The sequence below is a fragment of the Sphingomonas kyeonggiensis genome, assembly GCF_030812785.1.
In the GTDB taxonomy this organism is placed as follows: Bacteria; Pseudomonadota; Alphaproteobacteria; order Sphingomonadales; family Sphingomonadaceae; genus Sphingomonas; species Sphingomonas kyeonggiensis_B.
Genome location: NZ_JAUSTJ010000002.1, coordinates 823,112 through 841,995 on the forward strand (window position 1 = coordinate 823,112; position 18,884 = coordinate 841,995).

The 18,884-nt window shown below is 69.0% G+C and carries 14 protein-coding genes; 12 read left to right on the forward strand and 2 right to left on the reverse strand.

The genetic code is table 11. The features are described from left to right. The first annotated feature begins 106 nt into the window (after positions 1-106). From J2W22_RS13395 to trxA, 7 genes are all read left to right on the forward strand, one after another. Positions 107-2,446 carry a sensor histidine kinase gene (locus tag J2W22_RS13395; RefSeq protein ID WP_307118741.1) on the forward strand — a complete coding sequence of 780 codons (2,340 nt, stop codon included), beginning with the start codon at positions 107-109 and terminating at the stop codon, positions 2,444-2,446. A gap of 164 nt (positions 2,447-2,610) precedes the next feature. Continuing rightward, a complete protein-coding gene (gene tsaE / locus J2W22_RS13400) occupies positions 2,611-3,054 on the forward strand; it encodes a tRNA (adenosine(37)-N6)-threonylcarbamoyltransferase complex ATPase subunit type 1 TsaE (RefSeq protein WP_307118742.1) in 444 nt (147 codons plus the stop codon). Beyond that, positions 3,051-4,031: an aminoglycoside phosphotransferase family protein gene (locus J2W22_RS13405; RefSeq protein WP_307119583.1), complete on the forward strand. Its 981-nt coding sequence runs from the start codon at positions 3,051-3,053 to the stop codon at positions 4,029-4,031. Before tsaE ends, J2W22_RS13405 begins: the two co-directional genes overlap by 4 nt. Continuing rightward, positions 4,028-4,789 (forward strand): nucleotidyltransferase family protein, encoded by a 762-nt coding sequence (locus J2W22_RS13410; RefSeq protein WP_307118743.1) that lies wholly within the window; start codon positions 4,028-4,030, stop codon positions 4,787-4,789. The genes J2W22_RS13405 and J2W22_RS13410 overlap by 4 nt, the downstream gene beginning before the upstream one ends. 272 nt (positions 4,790-5,061) lie before the next feature. After that, positions 5,062-8,016 (forward strand): double-strand break repair protein AddB, encoded by a 2,955-nt coding sequence (gene addB, locus J2W22_RS13415; RefSeq protein ID WP_307118744.1) that lies wholly within the window; start codon positions 5,062-5,064, stop codon positions 8,014-8,016. Positions 8,017-8,168: 152 nt separating this feature from the next. Further along, positions 8,169-11,606 carry a double-strand break repair helicase AddA gene (gene addA / locus J2W22_RS13420; protein ID WP_307118745.1) on the forward strand — a complete coding sequence of 1,146 codons (3,438 nt, stop codon included), beginning with the start codon at positions 8,169-8,171 and terminating at the stop codon, positions 11,604-11,606. A 54-nt stretch (positions 11,607-11,660) separates the two neighbouring features. Then, entirely contained in the window at positions 11,661-11,981 is a 321-nt protein-coding gene (gene trxA, locus J2W22_RS13425; protein WP_307118746.1) for a thioredoxin, read from the forward strand. A 42-nt stretch (positions 11,982-12,023) separates the two neighbouring features. On the opposite strand, the gene J2W22_RS13430 is transcribed toward trxA, so the two are convergent. Both J2W22_RS13430 and argJ read right to left on the reverse strand, forming a co-directional pair. Further along, complete coding sequence (locus J2W22_RS13430) at positions 12,024-12,263, reverse strand: SEC-C metal-binding domain-containing protein (RefSeq protein WP_307118747.1); 240 nt, start codon at positions 12,261-12,263, stop codon at positions 12,024-12,026. A 123-nt stretch (positions 12,264-12,386) separates the two neighbouring features. Further along, positions 12,387-13,613, reverse strand: coding sequence for a bifunctional glutamate N-acetyltransferase/amino-acid acetyltransferase ArgJ (gene argJ, locus J2W22_RS13435; RefSeq protein ID WP_307118748.1), 1,227 nt, complete (start codon positions 13,611-13,613; stop codon positions 12,387-12,389). 76 nt (positions 13,614-13,689) lie between these two features. Here argJ and J2W22_RS13440 point away from each other — a divergent pair, with 76 nt between their 5' ends. From J2W22_RS13440 to secA, 5 genes are all read left to right on the forward strand, one after another. Beyond that, complete coding sequence (locus tag J2W22_RS13440) at positions 13,690-14,328, forward strand: TonB family protein (protein WP_307119584.1); 639 nt, start codon at positions 13,690-13,692, stop codon at positions 14,326-14,328. Positions 14,329-14,399: 71 nt separating this feature from the next. Next, entirely contained in the window at positions 14,400-14,696 is a 297-nt protein-coding gene (locus tag J2W22_RS13445; RefSeq protein WP_307118749.1) for a hypothetical protein, read from the forward strand. Between the two features lie 92 nt (positions 14,697-14,788). Further along, a complete protein-coding gene (locus J2W22_RS13450; protein WP_307118750.1) occupies positions 14,789-15,640 on the forward strand; it encodes an energy transducer TonB in 852 nt (283 codons plus the stop codon). A gap of 97 nt (positions 15,641-15,737) precedes the next feature. Then, positions 15,738-15,998, forward strand: coding sequence for a hypothetical protein (locus J2W22_RS13455; RefSeq protein ID WP_307118751.1), 261 nt, complete (start codon positions 15,738-15,740; stop codon positions 15,996-15,998). A gap of 114 nt (positions 15,999-16,112) precedes the next feature. After that, on the forward strand, positions 16,113-18,854 hold the full coding sequence (secA, locus tag J2W22_RS13460) for a preprotein translocase subunit SecA (RefSeq protein ID WP_307118752.1): 2,742 nt from the start codon (positions 16,113-16,115) through the stop codon (positions 18,852-18,854). The last annotated feature ends 30 nt before the right edge of the window (positions 18,855-18,884 follow it).

Here is an 18,884-nt window from a genome sequence, read left to right on the forward strand (position 1 = left end):
CGGAGGCATGCCCAAGCCCCTTTTTCTTCGCCGGGAGCTTCCCGCCGGGACCGCTATTCGCCTAAAGGTGCGCGATGCATTTCGTCGGCGGCACAAGAGAATAGCGGTGATCCACATCGCGCAATCCGCCGCGGTGCTCGCCGGTGCCGTGCTCGCGCTGCTCGTCATCGGCGGGGTTTGGGCGCTGTTCGCCGGACTGCGTGCCCGGGCTGACGCCGCGGCGATCGCGGAAACCAATGCGCAACTCGCCGCGCTGATCAGCGGTTCGCCCGCCCAGGCGATGCTGGTCCGCGCCGATGGCCGGATCGAGTTGCCGCGCCGCCTGGGCGACTGGCTGGGCTTCCAGGACCTGCCGCGCGAGCTGGGTGATCTCAGCACCGCCGATGCCGGGCTGCTGCCCGAGGATGCCGAGACGCTCGGGGTGCAGGTTTCCGCGGCGCAGAAGGCCGGCAAGCCGTTCAGCCTCTCGGTTCGCGCGCACGGCTCGGAGCGTGCCCTGCTGGTGATCGGCGAGCGGGCGCCCCAGGCGGTCAACGCGCCGGGCGGGGTTGTCCTCTGGTTCCTCGACGCGACCGAGAGCCAGTCCGAGATCAATCGCCTGCAGCGCGAGGCCACGCGCCTGCGCGCTGCCTTCGATGCACTTACTGCCCTGATCGAGGCCGCGCCGATGCCGATGTGGTATCGCGGCGCCGACCTGCGCCTGCTCATGGTCAACACCGCCTATGTACAGGCGGTCGAGGGCAAGGATTCCGAGGATGTGGTCGCCCGCGGGCTCGAGCTGGTCGAGGGCGTCGGCATGGGCGGGCCGCTCGCCAATGCCGCGATCGCGCGCGACACCGGCGAGCCCCAGACCGCGGCGATGCCCGCGACGATCGGCGGCAAGCGCCGGATGCTGCGCCTCCACGACATGCCGCTCGGCACCGGCGGCGTCGCCGGCTTCGCGGTCGATATCGAGGAGCTCGAGCAGGCGCGGGGCGGGCTCAAGCGCTTCGCCGCCGCCCAGCGTGCGATGCTCGACCGGATCTCGGCGGGCGTCGCCCAGTTCGGTGCCGATCGCAGCCTGATCTTCTCCAACCAGCCGTTCCGCCGCATGTTCGCGATGAAGAACGAATGGCTGGCCGATCGTCCCGAGTTCGACCGGGTGCTCGATCGCATGCGCGAGGCCAATCGCCTGCCCGAGGTGCGCGACTATCCGGCCTGGAAGGCGGAGCGCCGCGAATGGTTCGTCTCCGCCGATGCGGTCGAGGAGACCTGGAGCCTCGGTGCCACGCACATGCGCGTCGTCGCCCAGCCGCTGCCGGAAGGCGGGCTGCTGTTGCTGTTCGAGGATCAGACCCAGCAGTTCGAGCTGCAGCGCGAGCATGGCGAGATGCAGCAGGTGCGCACCGCCACGCTGGAAGGCCTGGCCGAGGCGGTCGCGGTGTTCGGCAAGGGCAGGCTCCAGCTGTGGAACCGCAAGTTCCGCCAGGTCTGGGGCTTCGAGGACGCGTTCCTCGATGGCCATCCCCAGGTGCAGGCGCTGGTCCGCGCCTTCGGGCCGAAGCTGGTCAAGGCGTCGCGCGCCGACATCATCGGTGACCTGATCCGCATCGCCGCGCAGGATCGCCAGTCGCGCGGCTCCAGCATCGCCTTTGCCGATGGCCGGCATTTCGACATCACCGCGGTGCCGCTGCCCGACGGCAATGCGCTGGTGACCATGCTCGACACCACCGATCACCACCGCGCCGAGCGGGCGCTCAGTGCCCGCAACGAGGCGCTGGAGGCGGCGGACCGGGTCAAGACTTCGTTCCTCGCCAATATGAGCTACGAGCTGCGCACCCCGCTCACCTCGATCAAGGGTTTCGCCGAGATGCTCCATGGCGGCTTCGCCGGCCAGCTGAGCGAGAGCGGCCAGGAATATTCGGAGGCGATCCTCGTCTCGGTCGAGCGGCTGGGCACGATGATCGACGAGGTGCTCGATCTCACCCAGAGCGAGGGCGCGCCGCTGGAAAAGGCGCCGGTTGACATCGAGCATGCTGCCCAGAACGCCGCCGAGGCGATCGCGCCGCTCGCCAAGGCGAAGAATATCGAGCTGGTCGTCGAGGATGCCGGCAGCGCGGGCGGCATCATCGGCGATGCGCGCCGCATCCGCCAGGTGATCGAGCATCTGCTGCGCCACGCGGTCTCGGCGACGCCGGACGGGGGCAGGGTGCTGCTCCATCTCGACGGCAACAAGCGCGTCGCCCGCGTCATCGTCTCGGACAATGGGCCGGGCATGACGCGCGAGCAGGTGGCGAGTGCCTTCGACCGCTTCGCCCAGTTCGGCAATGCCCGCGGCAACCAGCGCTCGCTGGGCTTGGGCCTGCCGCTCGCCAAGCAGTTCGTCGACGCGCACCGCGGCCGCATCGAGCTGATCTCCGAGCCGGGCGAGGGCACGCTGGTCACGGTGGAGCTGCCGCGGAAATGAAGGGTATCCGGTCAATTCCTCCCCGGAACGGGGAGGGGGACCATTCGCGCAGCGAATGGTGGAGGGGGCCCGCTCTCCTCCTGAACAAGTGCCAGTGGAAAGCGGGCCCCCTCCACCACGCCCTTCGGGCGCGGTCCCCCTCCCCGTGCCGGGGAGGATTTTAGATGCTGCTGCGCTCCCCCGAAGAATCACTCGAACTCGGCCGCCGCCTCGCCGGTCTCGCCCGCCCGGGCGACGTGATCGCGCTGTCCGGTCCGCTCGGTGCCGGCAAGACCAGCATCGCCCGCGGGCTCCTGGCGGCGCTCGGGCTGGAGGGGGAGGCGCCGTCGCCCAGCTTCGCGATCGTCCAGCCCTATGAGCCGCCCGAGGTCCGCTTCCCGGTGCTGCACGTCGATCTCTACCGGATCGACGATCCCTCCGAGGCCGAGGAACTGGGCCTCGACGACGCCCGGTATGATTCGCTGCTGATCGTCGAATGGCCCGAGCGGCTGGGCGCGGCGGCGTGGCATGATGCGCTGTGGCTGTCCCTGGATGTGGCACCGGACGGCGCGCGCGTCTTGACAGCGAAGGTGCCCGCGGCATGGAAGGACCGATGGTCCCTGACATGAATCCGCCCGCCGCGGCGCCCGACTTCCTTGTTGCCGCCGGCTGGGGCGGCGCCGAGATCCGTCCCCTCGCCGGCGACGCCTCGTTCCGCCGCTATTTCCGCGTGGTCGAGCATGACCGCACCGCGATCCTGATGGACGCGCCGCCGCCGCACGAGGACCCGCGCCCCTTCATCAACATCGCCCGCTGGCTCACCGAGCATGGCTTCGCCGCGCCCGAGATCCTCCACGAGGACCTGACCGAGGGCCTGGTCCTCATCCAGGATTTCGGCGACGCCCGCATGCGCGAGACCGTCGATGCCGCGCCCGAGAGCGAGCTCAGGCTCTACGAAGAGGCGATCGACCTGATCATCCGCCTCGCCGGGCACCCCGCGGCGGATCTGCTCAAGCCCTACAGCCTCGCCGAGTACCGCCGCGAGGCGAACCTGCTTCCCGAATGGTATTGCCCCGCAATCGGCCTTGATGTCGATATGGAGGGGTACCGCGCCGCCTGGGACGAAGTGCTCGCGCCGGTGCTCACGGGTCACACGCCTGTCACGGTGCTGCGCGACTACCATGTCGAGAACATCATGCTGATCGACGGTAGCGCGGAGACCTTGGGCCTGCTCGACTTCCAGGACGCTCTGGCGGGCCATCCCGCCTATGACCTCGTCTCGCTGCTGCAGGACGCGCGTCGCGACGTGCCCGTCGAGCTCGAGACCGCGATGCTCGATCGCTACAAGCGCATCACCGGCGCCGGCGACGCGTTCGATGTCGCCTATCACGTCCTCGGCGCGCAGCGGAACGCCAAGATCGTCGGCATCTTCACCCGGCTGTGGAAGCGCGACGGCAAGCCACGCTACCCCGGCCTCTGCCCGCGCGTCTGGACCTATCTCAACCGCGACCTCCAGCACCCGGCGCTCAAGCCGGTCGCCGACTGGTTCGCGGCCAACATCCCCGCCGACATGCGCGGCGACCCCCTCACCATCGCAGGCGCATGAAACCCTCCGCCACCTATTCGCTGCGCCCCAATCCGGTGGTCGCCATGCCCGAGACCGCGATGGTGATGGCCGCCGGTCTCGGCAAGCGCATGCGCCCGCTCACCGTTACGCGCCCCAAGCCGCTGGTCGAGGTCGCCGGCAAGACGCTGCTCGACCATACGATGGATCATCTCCGCGAGGCGGGCATCAAGCGCGCCGTGGTCAACGTCCACTACCTCGCCGACCAGGTCGAGGCGCACCTCAAGGTCCGCGCCGGCGATGTCGAGGTGCTGATCTCGGACGAGCGCGCCCAGCTGATGGAGACCGGCGGCGGCATCGTCCAGGCGCGCGAGATGCTTGGCGACAAGCCCTTCTTCACGGTGAACAGCGACACGCTCTGGGTCGACGGCCCGATCGGCTCCTTGAACGCGCTCGCCGCCGCCTGGGACGACGAGAAGATGGACGCGCTGCTGCTGCTCGTGCCCCTTGCCCGCGCATACAGCCACAAGGGGCAGGGCGATTTCCGCCTCGACCCGCTCGGCCGCATCACCGAGCGCCGCAAGCCCGGCCGCCTCGCGCCGTTCGTCTATGCCGGCGCCCAGATCCTCTCGCCCCGCGTGATCCGCGACTGGCCCGAGGGCCCGTTCTCGACCAACCTGTTCTGGAACCGCGCGATGGAGCAGGGGCGGTTGTGGGGCACGGTCCACCAGGGCCTGTGGTTCGACGTCGGCACCCCGGGGGCGGTGAAGGAAGCCGAAGAGATATTGGAGACGGTTTGAGGTTGGAGAGGCGGAGTCGAGCCTGCCCAATATCCGTCATCCCGGCGAAAGCCGGGATCTCGTGCGAAGGCGCAACACAGCAGCCGTCACCCCCGCGAAAGCGGGGGCCCATCTCCCGGACTATCCGCAAATACCACCGTCGTATTTGCCGCCTCTGCAGGAGATGGGTCCCGGCCTTCGCCGGGATGACGGATTTCGCGAGGGAACCGCCTGCTGCCTGAGATCCCGGCTTTCGCCGGGATGACGATTACGGCTAAGCCGGATCCCAGCCCATGCCCGAAGCCCTCCACCTCTACACCATCCCCCCGCACCGCGCCTTCGCGGATGCGCTCGCCAACGGGCTGATCCAGCGCTTCGGGGCCGTCCCGGAGGGGCGCGGCGAAAACAACCCGATGGGCCTCGCCCGCGGCATCGTTCTGCTCCCCAACAACCGCGCCAAGCGCGCGATCCAGGACGCCTTCGTCCGCGCCAGCGGCGGCGGCCTTCTCCTCCCGCGCCTCGTCGCGGTCGGCGATCCCGAGCTCGACGAGGCGGTGTTCGATGCCGCCGGCGACCCCGAGCCCGTCGCCCCCGCGGTCGGCCCGCTCCAGCGCCAGCTCATCCTCGCCCGGCTGATCCAGCAGGCCGAGCCCCGCCACGACGCCGCCGAGGCCGTCCGCCTCGCCGGCGACCTCGCCGCCACGCTCGACCAGCTGCTGATCGAGGAGGTCCCGCCGCGCCGCCTCAAGGAGCTCGACCTCGGCCCCGAGCTCTCCGCCCATTGGGAACGCTCGCTCCACCTCTTCGAGATCGTCCTCGACCGCTGGCCCAGGGAACTCGCCCGGCTCGGCCGCATCGATCTCGCCGATCGCCGCCGCCTGCTGATCGACAAGGTCGCCAGGCGCTGGAAGACCGCGCCCCCGGCCGGCTTCGTCTGCGCCGCCGGCATCACCGCCAGCGCGCCGGCCATCGCCCGGCTCCAGCGCGTCGTCGCCGGGCTGCCCCAGGGCATGGTCGTCCTCCCCGATCTCGCCATCGCCATCTCCGATGCCGAATGGGACATGCTCGGTCCCCACGCCCCCGATCCCTCGGGCCGGCGCAAGCGCAACCTCGAGACCCACCCGCAATTCCACCTCAAGCTGCTCCTGGAGCGGATGGGCGTCCACCGCAGCGAGTTCGATCCCTGGCGGGCGATGAGCGAGCATGACGCCGCGCCCTCGCGCAGCAAGGCGATTGCCTCGGCGATGCAGCCGCCCGAGCTCACGCATGGCTGGACCACGCTCCCGGAGAAGGAGCGCAAGCTCGACGGCGTCCGCGTCCTCGAAGTCGCGACGCCGGCCGAGGAAGCCCAGGCCATCGCCCTCGCGCTTCGCCAGGTGCTGGAGACGCCGGCCAGGACCGCCGCGCTGGTCACGCCCGACCGCGCGCTCGCCCGCCGCGTCGCCGCGCACTGCGCCCGCTGGGGCATCGCGGTCGACGATTCCGCCGGCCAGCCGCTCTCGATCCTGCCGCCCGGCACGTTGCTGCTCGCGCTCGCCGATGCTGCCGCCCAGCGCTTCGCCCCGCTGCCGCTGCTGACCTTGCTCAAGCACCCGCTGGTGATGCCGGAGGCGCGCACCGAATGGCTCGACGGCGCCCGCCTGCTCGACCGTGCCCTCAGGGGCCCGCGCCCGGCGCCCGATCTTGCCGGCATCGACCGCCATCTCGCCGAGCAGGAGGGCAGGGACGGCCCGCTCCGCCAGGCGGCGCTGCGCTGGTGGCCCGAGGCGCGCGCGCTGCTCACCCCGCTCGAAGCCGCCTTCAGCGCCGGCGCCCAGCCGATCCCCGTCCTCCTCGCCGCGCTGCGCGAAGCCGCCCAGGCGCTCGGCGGCGATGGGCTGTGGAGCCGTGCCGAGGGCCGTGCCGCCGCGACCCTGCTCGACGATCTCGAGCGCGAGGGCGTCGACGGCCCGCACCGCGCCGATCCGGACACGCTCGCCCCGATGCTGCGCACGCTGATGGACCAGATCGCCGTGCGCCCGCCCCAGGGCGGCCATCCGCGCCTTGCGATCCTCGGTCAGCTCGAGGCGCGCCTGCAGACCGCCGACCTGATGATCCTGTCCGGGCTCAACGAAGGCGTCTGGCCGGGCCTGCCCGCGCCCGATCCCTGGCTCGCCCCGCGCATCCGCGCCGAGCTGGGCCTGCCGGGGCTGGAACGCCGCATCGGCCTCGCCGCGCACGACCTGGCCGGCGCGCTCGGCGCGCCCGAAGTCCTCCTCACCCGCGCCCGCCGCGATGCCACCGCGCCGACGATTGCTTCGCGTTTCTGGCTCCGCCTCGAAGCGCTCTCGGGCGGCCTCGACCGCGCGCCCGATCTCGCCGCCTGGCTCCACGCGATCGACAATCCCGGCGCGCCTGAGCCCGCTAAGCGCCCGGAGCCCTCACCCCCGGTGGAGGCCCGCCCCAAGGCGATCTCGGTCACCGAGGTCGATCGTCTCAAGGCCGATCCCTACGCCTTCTACGCCCGCCGCATGCTCAAGCTCATGCCGCTCGATCCGGTCGATGCCGATCCCAGTGCGGCGTGGCGCGGCACGGCGGTGCACGACGTTCTTCAGAAATGGTTCGAACTCGACAATTGCGATCCGGCCAGGCTGCGCGCCCGCGCCGAGGCGATGCTGGTCGACGAGCGCACCCATCCGATGATGCGCGCGCTGTGGCAGCCGCGGCTGATGGAGGCGATTGACTGGATCGCCCGCCAGATCGCCGAGAACCCCGACCGCAAGGTCCTCGCGGTCGAGCTGGGCGGCGAGATCGAGTTCGCCGGGGTGAAGCTGCGCGGCAAGTTCGACCGGATCGACCGGCTGGGCGATAGCAGCCTGGCGATCGTCGACTACAAGACCGGCCAACCCCCCAGCACCCGCGCCGTCCGCGCCGGGTTCAGCCTCCAGCTCGGCCTGCTCGGCCTGATCGCCGAGCGCGGCGGGTTCGCGGATATCGAGGGCGTCGCGCGGGTCTTCGAATATTGGTCGCTCGCCCGTTCCCCGCGCACCGGCGGCTTCGGCTATGTCGACAGCCCCGTCGACCCGAAGAAGAAGGAGCCGATCCCCGCGGAGGAGTTCGTCGACATCGCCGCGCACCATTTCGCAGAGGCGGTGAATGCCTGGCTCACCGGCGACCAACCCTTCACCGCCAAGCTGGTGCCCGAATACGCCCCCTATGCCGAGTACGACCAGCTGATGCGCCGCGACGAATGGTATGGCCGTGATTGAGCGCGGGCACTTCCGACCTTCTTCTTTCCCCGGCGAAGGCCGGGGTCCAGACTTGGCGTGCGCGACGAAGGCGCGCCAAGGCGCGCGACTTCAAGACTGGGCCCCGGCCTTCGCCGGGGAAAAGCTCAATCCAATTGCCGGCGGAAATCCCCATGTCTGAAGTCCGCCCCCTCCACAAACTCAAGGGCAACCAGAAGACCGCGTCCGATCCCGGCCGCCATATCTGGCTGTCCGCCTCGGCGGGCACCGGCAAGACCCAGGTGCTTGCCGCGCGCGTCTGGCGGCTGCTGCTGAACGGCACCGATCCCGGCGCGATCCTCTGTCTCACCTTCACCAAGGCGGGGGCCGCGGAGATGTCCGAGCGGATCACCAGCCGGCTCGCTCGCTGGGTGCGCGCATCGGACACCGAGCTGGCCGCCGACCTCGAGGCGCTGGGCGAGAACATCTCGCCCGCGGGCCGCGAAAAGGCCCGCCAGCTCTTCGCCAAGGTGCTCGACGCGCCCGGCGGCGGCATCCGCATCCAGACCATCCACAGCTTCTGCCAGTCGCTGCTCGCCGCCTTCCCGATGGAGGCCGGCCTCGTCCCCGGCTTCCGCCCGCTCGACCAGCGCGAGGAAGCGGTGCTGGCGCGCGAGGCGCTGGCCGAGATGCTCGTCGATGCCGAGCGCGACCATCGCGCCTGGGTGGTGGACGCGGTCGGCGCGCTGTCGCTGCGGCTGGGCGAGGGCAAGGCCGAGGATTTCCTCAAGGCCTGCGCGCGCGAAGGGGAGGCGCTCGCCGAGCTGCCGGTCCTGATCCAGCCCTGGCTCCGCGAGGCACTCAGGCTTCCCCTGGGCGACGTCGATGCCGAGATCGCCCGGCGCTGTGGTGACGACGCCTTTGATCTCGCCAGCCTGCGCATGGTCGCCTCGATGAGCGCCGGCTGGGGCACCAAGTCGGGCCTGGAGCGCGCCGACATCATCGCCGCCTGGCTCGCCAAGGGCCCGGAAGCCCGCGCCGGCGGGCTTGCCGAGCTGCACGGCGTCTGGGCCACCGCCAAGGGCGAGCCGCGCTCCTTCGGCAAGGGCCAGGCACCGCAGGACGACGGCTATGCCGATTATGCGATGCGGCTGTTCGAAACCTGCGGCCAGCTGCTCGGCATGAAGACCCAGGCGGCCTATGCGGACCTGCTCGCGTCTGGGCTGGAGGCCGGCCGCATCTATGCCGATACCTACAAGCGGGCCAAGCGCCGCCTCGGCGCGGTCGACTTCAACGACCTGATCCACGCCACCGTCGCGCTGCTCGCCGAGCCCGGCATGGGCGAATGGGTACGCTTCAAGCTCGACCAGGCGACCGAGCATGTCCTGATCGACGAGGCGCAGGATACCAATCCCCAGCAATGGGCGATCGTCAGCGCGATCGCCGACGAGTTCTTCGTCGGAGAGGGCGTGCGCGCCGAGACGATGCGCACCCTGTTCACCGTCGGCGACTACAAGCAGGCGATCTTCGGCTTCCAGGGCACCGATCCGATCTTCTTCCGCGCAGCCTTCGAGCGGTTCCTCGCCAAGTCGCGGATCCAGGCCGATCTCGATTATGATTTCGACGCGGACAAGCCCGAGCCGCGCGAGGTCGAGGAGCTGTCGCTCACCCACAGCTTCCGCTCCACCCGCCCGGTGCTCGAATTCGTCGATGCCGCGATCGGCGCGCTGCCGATGCCCGGCATGGGCGATCTTTCCGACGCCGAGGAGCATGCCAGCGAAGTGCCAGGCCCCGGCGCGGTCACGCTCTGGCCCCCGGTCACCGAGGGGAGCAGCGAGGCCGACGAGGAGGAATGGGTCAGCGACGCCACCCGCAAGCTCGCCGGCGACATCGCCCGGGCGATCAAGGGCTGGATCGGCACGCTCGACCTGGAGAGCAAGGGCCGCAAGCTCGCGCCCGAGGATGTGATGATCCTGGTAAAGCGCCGCGGCGAGCTCGCCTCGTTGATCGTCGCGCGCCTCTATGCCGAGGGGGTGCCGGTGGCGGGCGTCGATCGCCTGCGGCTGAATGCGCCGCTCGCGGTGCAGGACCTGCTCGCCGCGATCCGCTTCGCGCTCCAGCCCGAGGACGATCTGTCCCTCGCTTCGCTGCTGGTGTCACCCTTGATCGGCTGGACGCAGGAGGCGCTTATGGACGCTGCGGTCCGCTCCGGTGGCGGACTGTGGCGGCACCTGCGCAGGAACCAGCCCGAGGAGCGCCTGGCACCGCTCTACGCGCTCCTCGCACGCGCTGACATCGCCACGCCCTATCGCTTTCTGGAAGAACTGCTTTCCGGTCCGCTGGACGGTCGCCGCAAGCTGCTGCGCCGGCTGGGCGAGGAAGCCCGCGATCCGATCGAGGAGTTGCTCAATGCGACGCTCAATTTCGAAAAGGTTGCGACCCCGTCCCTGCAGCGATTCCTCGACTGGTTCGATCGCGGCGATGTCGAGATCGTCCGCGATGCGGCCCAGCCCCAGGCGGCGGTACGGGTGATGACCGCCCACGGCGCCAAGGGTCTCCAGGCGCCTCTGGTCATCCTGGCGGACGCCACGGTGGACCCGACCCGGTCCCCGCGCGACTTTCTGGGTTGGGAACCGTCCGCTGCGTCCGGAAAGCTGCCGATCTTCCGTCCGCGCGCCGCTGAGCGGGGTGTGCTCGGCGAGGTCCTCGAAAATGCCGATGCGCGCGAACTTAGCGAACATTGGCGTCTGTTCTACGTCGCAGCCACCCGTGCCGAGGAGCGCCTCGTCATAGCCGGCGCGCTGGGTCCCCAGGCCAAGGGCGTGCCCCCGGCAAAGAGCTGGTACGCCGCCAGCGCCGCCGCGCTCGATGCCCTGGGCGTGGCCGAGGGCGAGACCCGCGAATTCAAAGGCTTGCACCCCCAGGCGCCGGTCCCCGCCAGGCCCCGCGCCACTGCCGGCCCGGCGGTGGTGGCGGCGCTCCCCGACTGGGCGCGCCGTCCCGCGCCCGAGGAAGCCCGCCCGCCGCGCCCCCTCGCGCCCTCCTCGCTGGGTGACGATGCCGTTGCCGATCCACCCCCCACGCCGGCCCTGCGCGCGGCAGCCGAGCGCGGTCGCCTCCTCCACGCCCTTTTCGAGCGTTTGCCGTCGGTTAGCCCGGCCGACCGCCCCGCCGCCGCCGAACGCTGGCTGGCCGGGGCAGGGGGCGTCGCCGACGCCGCCTTCCGCGCCGAGCTGGTCGCCGCCGCCCTGGCGGTGACCGAGGACCCGCGCTTTTCCGCGCTTTTCGGCCCCGACTCCCTCGGCGAAGCCCCGATCGCCGCGGTGGTGGGGGACGGGCTGGTCGTCTCGGGCACGGTCGATCGGCTGGTGGTGAATGACAGCCATGTCCGGGTCATCGATTTCAAGACCGGCCGCCGCGCCCCTGCCGGGCTGGAGGCGATCCCGCCCTATCATCTCCGCCAGATGGCCGCCTATGTCGCTGCGCTCGCGGTGATTTTTCCCGGTCGCACGGTGGAGGCGGGGCTGCTCTACGTGGCGGGGCCGACTCTCCATTTGCTGCCCCCAGACCTGCTGGCCGCGCACAAGCCGGGCTTCGCGGATAAGGAGCAAAGCTTGGGCCTGCGCGCTTGACCCGGCGCAGTGCCGACATAAATTAACCCCCGACATCGTATCAGGAGTAGTATCATGGCCACCAAGGCGACCACCGACGCCCAGTTCAGCAGCGACGTTCTCGAGTCCGGCAAGCCCGTGCTCGTGGATTTCTGGGCGGAGTGGTGCGGGCCGTGCAAGATGATCGCCCCGGCACTGGAAGAGCTCGCCGAGGAACTGGGCGAGCAGGTCCAGATCATCAAGCTCGACATCGACGAGAATCCCGACGCGCCCACCAAGTACGGCGTGCGCGGCATCCCCACCATGATCCTGTTCAAGGACGGCCAGCCGGCGGCGACGCAGGTCGGCGCGATGCCCAAGAGCGGCATCAAGAAGTGGCTCGAAGCCCAGCTCTGAGCGCCGCTTGCCCGGTCCGGCACATGCCGGACCGGGAGCCGGTCAGCTAGTCACGCCAATAGTCATGCCGCTCCGCGCCGTCGAAACCGGCCGGAGTCGAGGCAGCAGCGCTTGAAAGCTCTTTCCGGAGCCGCAGGGGCAGGGATCCTTGCGGCCGAGCTTCTCGACGAGTTCGATATCTCCGTGAACGAAGCGCAGGCCGCGCTTCACGCGCGTCTCGGACGGATAGCCCTTGCGACGCTTACTCGTGACCTCGAAAGCAGGGGAGGTCATCGCGATCATGACGATGGGTCATTTGATCCTCCTACGATGAGTCGCCACAGGCGGCGACGGGCGCGCCTTTGGCATGCTGCCCTTTCGGCTGCAACCGAAAGGCCCGGCCCTCCCGCGGTCACCTTCCCGCGATCAGCTCCGATAATCGGCGTTGATCGAGATGTAGCCGTGCGTCAGGTCACAGGTCCACACGGTGGCGCGGCCTTCGCCCAGGCCCAGCTCCACGCCGATCTCGATTTCGCGGCCCTTCAGGTGCTCGGCAACCGGCGCCTCGTCATAGCCTTCCACGGCCAGGCCATCGCGTGCCACCTGGGTAGCACCGAAGCGGATCGCCAGCCGGTCGCGCTCGGCGGGCTCGCCGGCCTTGCCCACCGCCATCACCACGCGGCCCCAATTGGCGTCCTCGCCGGCGATCGCGGTCTTCACCAGCGGCGAATTGGCGATCGACATGGCGATGCGGTGCGCGCTGGCGTCGCTCTCGGCGCCCTCCACGGTGATCTCGATCAGCTTCTGCGCCCCTTCGCCGTCGCGCACGACGAGCAGGGCGAGCTGGTGGCAGAGATCCTGGAGCGCGGCGCGGAAGGCGTCGGCGCCGTCATCCTCGTCGCTGGCGAGCGGGGCATTGCCCGCGCTGCCAGTGGCGAAGGCGAGCACCGTGTCGCTGGTCGAGGTGTCGCCATCGACGGTGATGCACGAGAAGGTCTTGTGGTTGGCGTCGCCCAGCGCGGTCTGCAGCCAGGCCGGGTCGACCGCCGCGTCGGTGAAGACGAAGCCGAGCATCGTCGCCATGTCCGGCGCGATCATCCCCGATCCCTTGATGATGCCGGCGAGCTGGACGGTCTTGCCGCCGACCACCGCGCGGGTCACCGCGCCCTTGGCGAAGGTGTCGGTGGTCATGATCGTCGCGGCGGCGTCCTCCCAGCCGCACGGCTCGGCGGTGAAGGCATTGTCGAGCCCGGCCTCGGCCTTGTCGATCGGCAGCGGCACGCCGATCACGCCCGTGGAGGCGACGAACACGTCGGAGGGCTGGCAGCCGAGATGCGCGGCGGCGCGGGCGGCGATCGCCTCCACCGCGGCGCGACCGCGATTGCCGGTGAAGGCGTTGGAATTGCCGGCATTGACGACGAGCGCGCGCGCGGTGCCCAGCGGCAGCGCCTTGCGGCACCATTCCACCTCGGGCGACGGGCATTTGCTGCTGGTCAGCACGCCCGCCACCGCGGTGCCCGGTGCCAGCTCGACAAAGGTCAGGTCGCAGCGGTCCCATGCCTTGTAGCGCGCCCGAGCGACCCGCGTCGTTACGCCGGGAATCGCCGGCAGGGCAGGGAAGGGCAGCGCGAGCGGGGAGCGTTCGATGGACATGGTCTGACCTGTTGCTAAGTTGGCGACCGCTTCGGGCAAGCGGGGGTAAAGATCAATGGTTTTGGCGGCCTTGGCAGTGCTGGCGGTGATGCAGGCGGCGCCCTCGGCGCAGGATACGCCCATCCCTCCGCTGATGCGCAAGCCGCAACCGCGCGGCCGTCCGCAGGCCTGGATTACGGATGACGACTATCCGAGCGGCGCACTGCGGCGTCGCGAGTTCGGCGCGGTGAAATTCCGGCTCGCCGTCGATGCGCTCGGCAAACCCACTATCTGCAGCGTGACGGGATCCTCGGGCTATTCCGCGCTCGACGACAAGGTCTGCGAGATGCTGCTCAAGCGCTCGGTCTTCAACCCGGCACGTGACGGCGCCGGCAAGGACATTCCGTTCGACTATAATGGTACCTTCACCTGGATACTGCCAGGCGGCACGGACACACCCAACCCGGTGAGCGCGATTGCAAGCACGCCGATCGATCTGAGGGTGGAACTGCAGGCCGTGCCGAAGAACTATGCCAAGCCCGCATTGCTGCGATTGATATTCGCCGATGACAAGGTACGGGCCTGCACCGTCGAGACGAGCACCGGAAACGCGAAACTCGATGCGGTCGCCTGTCAGCAGGCGAGGGTGCAGGTGGAGATGTTCAAGATCGATGGCGCCATCATCGCGAAACCCGACAGCCGCATGGTGTCGGTGCGGTTCGAGGCGGCGAAGTAACCCGGTCGCATGGACATCGGCCCGGCGGGTGATAGCAATGCGTCAGTCGCCAAGAACTCGAAAGGCATCCGATGATTCTCGCTACCCTGCTGGCCCTTGCCGGCCAGACCGCCGCGCCGGCAAAGATCATGACGATCACCGTGCAGAAGCTGCCTGCCACCTATCATCAGGCGCCGGTCGTTCACCTCGACTTCACCAACGAGGGCGCGGTCTCGGCGTGCACCCTGGAGCAGAGCAGTGGCAGCCCGGGGATCGACAAGGTGGTCTGCCAGCAGCTGCAGAGCTTTACCGTCCCCGTCGAGAAAAAGGGCAAGGCCCCGGAATCGCGTTCCGCCTTGGTGGATTTCGTCACCGCGCCGGCGAAGTGACCGACAGCGTCTGATCCCGGCAATCCCGCATCCGGTTGCCGGCGATCGGATGCGGGCCAGACTTCGCCGCGACGGATTTTCGGGGAGAATGCATGATTGCGATGACGTTGCTGCTGGGCATGGCGCTCGCGATGCAGGACGCTGGCGCGACGACGCGGCCGACGCCACGCGGCCGGCCGCAGGCCTGGGTCACCGACGAGGACTATCCCGCAGCGGCGATGTGGGAGCGGCAGGCGGGCGCGGTCGCGGCCCGTCTCGATCTGGACGCGCAGGGCGTGCCGACTGCGTGCAAGGTCACGCGCTCCAGCGGCTCGGCGGTGCTGGACAGCACGACCTGCACGCTGATGCAGGCACGGGCCCGCTTCAATCCGGCTCGCGATGCCGCGGGCAAGGCGGTGGCCGGAGCCTATCCCTTCACCTTCACCTGGGTCTTGCCCCAGGGAGAGGCCGGGTTCGGCTCCTGGCTCTATTTCAACCAGATCCGCATCACCGGCGACGGGCGTATCGCCGGCTGCATGGCGCAGAGCCGCGGCATGGGTTTCAGCCGGGCAACGGGCGGCGTCTGCAACCGGCTGGGCGCGCCCGTGTCTCCCGCGATGATGGCGCTGCTGGGCAAGTCGGGCGCTGGCGCGACGGTTCAGGTTATCGAGGCGCACATGGTCAATGGCGAGGCGATACCCGTGATCGACCGGCCAGCCTCCAAGCCCTTCTATGAGAGGAAAATCCGCTTCGACGTCGATGCCGCCGGCAATGTCACCAACTGCAAGCTGGCGGGCGGTGCGGCGGCGCAGGATCCGCTGGGACTGGTCCTCCATCGCTGCCATTCGGGCTTCCGCTATCCGGCTCAGCCAGGCGGCAGGCGCAGCGTCGAGATGACGGTGTCCATGTACCTGACGCATGAACCGCCACCCCCGCGCGATCCCGCCGAAGGACCAACGGTCTGAGACAGGCGACGATTTCCGATTGGCGAAGCCGAATCGAGTCACTATGTCCCAGCCTATTGCACGGATGACTGTCCGTGCCGTTTTAGAGACTTGCCGTTTGGAACTGCTGCTTCTCCTGACTGCCTTCCTCGCGAGCCTGACCGGTGTCGGTCAGGCCGATCGCAGTGGAATCCGGCAGGTCCAGGGCGTCGCGGTGGTCCAGGCTGCGCAGGCGGCCCAGGCGGCGGTGCTTCCCGCCCGCCGCGCGACGCCCGCGCTTCCCGTGCCGCTGCTGCGGCCCGAAAAGGCCGCCCCGCTCGCGGCCGTGCAGCTTCCGCTTGGCGAACTGCGCCTGCCCTTCGAGCGCCGGCTCGAATGAGCTTTTCCACGGCCCGCTGAACCGCGAGGCCGTTTCCACCGTTCTCGCATCCAAACGGGCGCCGACCGCAGCGGCGCGCCCGTCCGACCACCCTAGATTTAGACTGGAAAACCCATGCTCGGCGGCATTGCCAAGTCCCTCTTCGGTTCCTCGAACGATCGCTATGTGAAATCGCTCGGCAGCATCGTGAACAAGATCAACGGCTTCGAGCCGGCGATCTCGGCGATGAGCGACGAGGAGCTTTCGGGCCAGACCATCAAGTTCCGCGAGCGCCTGGCGAACGGCGAGAAGCTCGACGCGCTGCTTCCCGAAGCCTTCGCCACCGTCCGCGAGGCGGCCAAGCGCGTGCTCGGCCAGCGCCACTACGACGTGCAGATGGTCGGCGGCATCGTCCTCCACCGCGGCGAGATCGCCGAGATGCGCACCGGCGAGGGCAAGACGCTGGTCGCCACGCTCGCGACCTATCTCAACGCACTGCCCGGCGACGGCGTCCATGTCGTCACCGTCAACGACTATCTCGCCTCGCGCGACGCCGAGTGGATGGGCCGCGTCTACCGTTTCCTCGGCCTCACCACCGGCGTGATCATCCCGAACCTGTCGGACCATCAGCGCCGCGAGGCCTATGCCGCCGACATCACCTACGGCACGAACAACGAGTTCGGCTTCGACTATCTGCGCGACAACATGAAGTATGAGCGCGCGTCGATGACGCAGCGCCCGTTCAACTTCGCGATCGTCGACGAAGTCGACTCGATCCTGATCGACGAGGCCCGCACCCCGCTGATCATCTCGGGCCCGACCGACGACAAGTCCGAGCTCTACATGGGCGTCGACGTCGTCGTGAAGCAGCTCGTCCCCGAGGATTACGAGAAGGACGAGAAGCAGCGCACCATCGTGCTGACCGAGGACGGCACCGAGAAGGTCGAGCGCATGCTCGAGGCCGCGGGGCTGCTCCAGGGCGCCAATCTCTACGACTTCGAGAACACCCAGGTCGTCCATCACCTGAACCAGGCGCTGCGCGCGAACGTGATGTTCAAGCGTGACATCGATTACATCGTGAAGGACAACAAGGTCGTCATCATCGACGAGTTCACCGGCCGCATGATGGACGGCCGCCGCTGGTCGGACGGTCTGCACCAGGCGGTGGAAGCCAAGGAAGGCGTGGCGATCGAGCCCGAGAACCAGACGCTCGCCTCGATCACCTTCCAGAACTATTTCCGCATGTACCCGAAGCTGGGCGGCATGACCGGTACGGCAGCCACCGAGGCGCCGGAATTCTTCGACATCTACAAGATGAACGTCGTCACCATCCCGACCAACCTGCCGGTGCAGCGCGTCGACGAGGAGGACGAGTTCTACAAGACGCTCGAGGAAAAGTTCGCGGCGATCGCCAAGAAGATCAAGGAGCACTCGGCCAAGGGCCAGCCGGTGCTGGTCGGCACCGTCTCGATCGAAAAGTCGGAAATGCTCAGCGAGTTCCTCCACAAGGAAGGCGTCGAGCACAGCGTGCTCAACGCGCGCCAGCACGAGCATGAGGCGCATATCGTCGCGCAGGCCGGTCGTATCGGCGCGGTGACCATTGCCACCAACATGGCCGGCCGCGGCACCGACATCCAGCTCGGCGGCAACCTCGAGTTCCGCGTCCATGACGAGCTGTCCGAGATGGAGGAGGGCCCGGCCAAGGACGCCGCGATCGAGCAGATCAAGGCCGAGATCGCGGCCGAGAAGGAGCGGGTGAAGCAGGCCGGCGGCCTGTTCGTGCTCGGCACCGAGCGCCACGAGAGCCGCCGCATCGACAACCAGCTGCGCGGCCGCTCGGGCCGTCAGGGCGATCCGGGCCTCAGCCGCTTCTACCTCTCGCTGGACGACGACCTGCTGCGCATCTTCGGCTCGAACACGCTGTTCGCCAAGATGATGCGCAACAACATCCAGGACGGCGAGGCGATCGGCTCCAAGTGGCTGTCCAAGGCGATCGAGACCGCGCAGCGCAAGGTCGAGGCGCGCAACTACGACATCCGCAAGCAGGTCGTCGAATATGACGACGTGATGAACGACCAGCGCAAGGTCATCTACGAGCAGCGCGCGGACATCATGGACGCCGAGACCGTGGGCGACGTCGTCAGCGACATGCGCGCCGAGACGGTGAACGCGATCGTCGGCGAGTTCTGCCCGCATGGCTCCTATCCCGAGCAGTGGAAGGTCGAGGCGCTCAAGGAGAAGGTGCTCGGCACCCTCAACGTCGACGCGCCGGTCGACCAGTGGATCAGGGACGAGGCGCAGATCGAGCCGGAAATGGTCGAGGAGCGCATCCGCGAGGCCGCCGACCAGCTGGTCGAGGCCAAGTCGGCCGACCTCGAGGTCGAGACCTGGCGCCAGGTCGAGAAGTCGATCCTGCTGCAGAATCTCGACCATCACTGGAAGGAGCATCTCGCGATGCTCGACGCGCTGCGCCAGGTCGTGCACCTGCGCGCTTACGCCCAGAAGACGCCGATCAACGAATACAAGCACGAGGCGTTCGCGATGTTCGAGCGCATGCTCGGCCAGATCCGCGAGGACGTGACCCGCACGCTCGCCTTCGCCCAGTTCCGCATGGAGCCGGCGCCCGAGCTGCCGCAGCTGCCCGACTTCCTGACCACCCATATCGACCCGCTGACCGGCGAGGACGACACCTATGACTATGACGCCGGCGCCGCCGGCCTGGTCACCACCCGCATGTCGCAGCTGGGCATTCCTCAGCCGTCGACCGAGGATCTCGGCACCGATCCGGCGCAGTGGGAAGGCGTGGTCAGCCGCAACGCGCCGTGCCCGTGCGGCTCGGGCAACAAGTACAAGCACTGCCACGGCCAGGTGGCCTGAGGTCAGGGGCGGGTCTCAGGCCCTCCCACT